This window comes from Pseudomonas sp. FG86 (genome assembly GCF_057808775.1).
In genome coordinates this window covers 1-2,591 of sequence record NZ_JBMDIS010000178.1, presented here as the reverse complement: position 1 = coordinate 2,591, position 2,591 = coordinate 1, and the positions used below count along the sequence as shown (strand labels likewise).

At 49.9% G+C, this 2,591-nt stretch carries 3 protein-coding genes; all 3 read left to right on the top strand.

Annotated features, from left to right (window positions below):
* Positions 1-254 precede the first annotated feature (254 nt).
* Genes ACODSV_RS36150 through ACODSV_RS36140 form a run of 3 tightly spaced genes read left to right on the top strand, consistent with a single transcriptional unit; the run spans position 255 to position 2,446 of the window.
* Positions 255-983 carry a winged helix-turn-helix domain-containing protein gene (locus ACODSV_RS36150; RefSeq protein ID WP_489047509.1) on the top strand — a complete coding sequence of 243 codons (729 nt, stop codon included), beginning with the start codon at positions 255-257 and terminating at the stop codon, positions 981-983.
* Complete coding sequence (locus ACODSV_RS36145) at positions 976-1,731, top strand: YuxH family protein (protein WP_150055736.1); 756 nt, start codon at positions 976-978, stop codon at positions 1,729-1,731. Before ACODSV_RS36150 ends, ACODSV_RS36145 begins: the two co-directional genes overlap by 8 nt.
* Before the next feature lie 31 nt (positions 1,732-1,762).
* Complete coding sequence (locus tag ACODSV_RS36140) at positions 1,763-2,446, top strand: winged helix-turn-helix domain-containing protein (protein ID WP_150055735.1); 684 nt, start codon at positions 1,763-1,765, stop codon at positions 2,444-2,446.
* The last annotated feature ends 145 nt before the right edge of the window (positions 2,447-2,591 follow it).

Here is a 2,591-nt window from a genome sequence, read left to right as displayed (position 1 = left end):
GGGGCAGCACCGTACCGGAAAGGTCAGGTGTTGCACTCAGTTTTCGCGGCCGCCCGCATTAAAAAACTGCACTAGCATATGTCTACAGCTGCACAAACACCCCCGCGCGCCCCCCCGCTCACCGCGTTCACTCCTATAAAATAAACGGACGAATGTTAAAATTTGTCACGTTTTTCCGTAATCAATTCGATTAGTATCTAAACGCTAGCAGCGATTGAACTGTCGACCTTGCATGCCGGAAAAGGGAGTAGGTGATGCATTTTTCCAACGTCCTCGCTACTGCACGGACTCCGTCTAAAACCGAGGATTTTAGAGCGCTTATAGTTCGCACTGTACCGAATGATTTAAAAGTCGATACACGTAGCTACGGCCAACTAGTTGACTCGCTGGATGACCCCATCAATTACCGCGCCATCATTATAGAAATCGATACGCCCTCTGCCAGCCATCAAACTCTGGACATCATAAAGAAGACACGAACCCAACATCCGGGTTGCATCATATGTGTCGTGGTGACATTTGCGTCCACCCAGAGCAAGACCAAATATTATTTGGCCGGCGCCGATTACTGCATCAAAGTAGTCGAAACTTCCCCCGAGAAAAAAATCGATTTAGTCGATGCGTTTCTGAATGAAACGTATCGGTCGGATTCTTGCGAACTGATCCTCGACCAGGACCGCATGTGCATTTACGGCGGCGGCCAAAAGTTAGAGATCTCCTTCGTTGAAATGAAGGTACTCGAAGCACTGATTCATAAGCGACTGCTCAGTCACGATGAAATCGCCGCGGTCATGGGCCTCAATACCAAGTTCTACGATTCCCGCGCCCTGGAAAAATCCATCAGCCGCCTGCGCAGCAAGATCAAGGCGCAATATGGCGAAAACATCATTCAGAATATTCGAGGCTACGGCTATAAATTAAGCCGCGGGATTATTTCTGCCAACCATCTGTACCCTGTCAAGGAGAGGTCGAATCGTGAATAGCGAGAAAATATCACCTGCAGGCATTGCCGAGTTCAAGTTCCTGAGGCAGGCGATAGTTGAGCGAAATTGCACGCTATGGGGAAGTGAAACTCGCGTCTACAGCACGACCAACTTGCTCACTCATGCGCATGAGCTGCATCCGATGTGCCGCGAACAACTGCAATGTGCCTATCGTGAGGCCTTGCAACTGTTGACGCCACGTTCAACGAGCGCGACCCGAAAACTACCAGCGGCTTCGCGTTACCCGGCCATGCATAAGTTCCTGCGCATTGACCAATCGGCACTGATGTGCCCAGACATGCTCAAGCAGTTAATCCAAACTTCCGATACGTTGGAGCAGTACAAACAGCAACTCGTCATCAGCGTAGAAAACCCCTTGGACGCATTGCCAAGTCCAGTGGAGCGCAGGGCCATGGTGCGCCAGCTTTATACCCTGAAAGACCGCAGCGGTATCAAACTTGCCTACAATAACTACAAACTCGATACAAAGCCGACTGACCTGCTGATAGAACTCAAGCTCTATGACTATATAAAAATGCCCTTTCCGGACACAGCCATCCGTTTGAGCCTAAATACGCACTCCGACCTGTTCAATCGGCTCTACGACCGTATGTTAGAGCTGATAAGCGTCACGCGAGTGTCATTTATCGCGGAACAGGTTGAATTTGCCGACAGTGCCATGCTCGCCAAAAACCTGCCTTTTAATTACTTTCAGGGCGGTTATTACTCGCCCGCTGAAAGTTTATAGTTTTCTCCTCCCACTGATAACGGTGAACACGATGAGCTCACTCAAAAAGCACGCCTTCTCGCCCGCACCTGTGCCTATTGCGCTTCAGGATTTTGCACCCAACGTCGAGTTAACCTATCGCGACCACACTTATACTTTACGGGACAATACCGTGAGGGCTACGCTAACGTCTGCGGTGATCGACACTCCGTTGCATCACAACCACTACTTCACCCCACCGACAAGTCACTACATTGTCATTGATAAACTCAACTTCTCAACTACCCCGTCAACACCGTGCCTGCAGGCTGCTGCACAACCGTCCAGTGACAGCCACTTAAAATCTCAACTTACCAACACTAAGACACATCGCAATCTCCAGGAAAACAACTCTGACTTCACCGCGCTGCACACGCCGGACTTTTGGTTACTGACACAACAGGATCGGATACTGGTTAAAGGTGGCCTGCGTATTTCATTAACCACGATTGAATCGGCGCTGATCAAGAAGATGCTCCACCATGAAGAACGGGTGGTCAGCAAAGAGGAACTGATCCGCAACATCGGGCGCGAACCTGAACTGTATCGCGGTCTGGAAATGTGCCTTAGCCGCCTCCAGGAAAAATTCAAACGGGTTAACGACGGCGAGCGCTTGTTTCGTTCAGTGCGAAATCGAGGCTATTGTTTGACGCAGAAGATAAAAAAGTCACTGGAGCTCACCACGCAACGCCACTAAAACAAAAATAATACACTTACACAATAATCACCCTGCCACCCACCACCCTATTAAAACTGCCTTTTTATAACAACCCCCTCCTCGTCATACAGGGCGGCCGCGAAAACTGAGTGCAACACCTGACCTTTCCGGTACGGTGCTGCCC

What these genes read in the sequence shown, in the direction of transcription:
- ACODSV_RS36140 (WP_150055735.1), top strand. Translation starts at nt 1,763, where the DNA reads ATGAGCTCACTCAAAAAGCACGCCTTCTCGCCCGCACCTGTGCCTATT.
- ACODSV_RS36150 (WP_489047509.1), top strand. Translation starts at nt 255, where the DNA reads ATGCATTTTTCCAACGTCCTCGCTACTGCACGGACTCCGTCTAAAACC.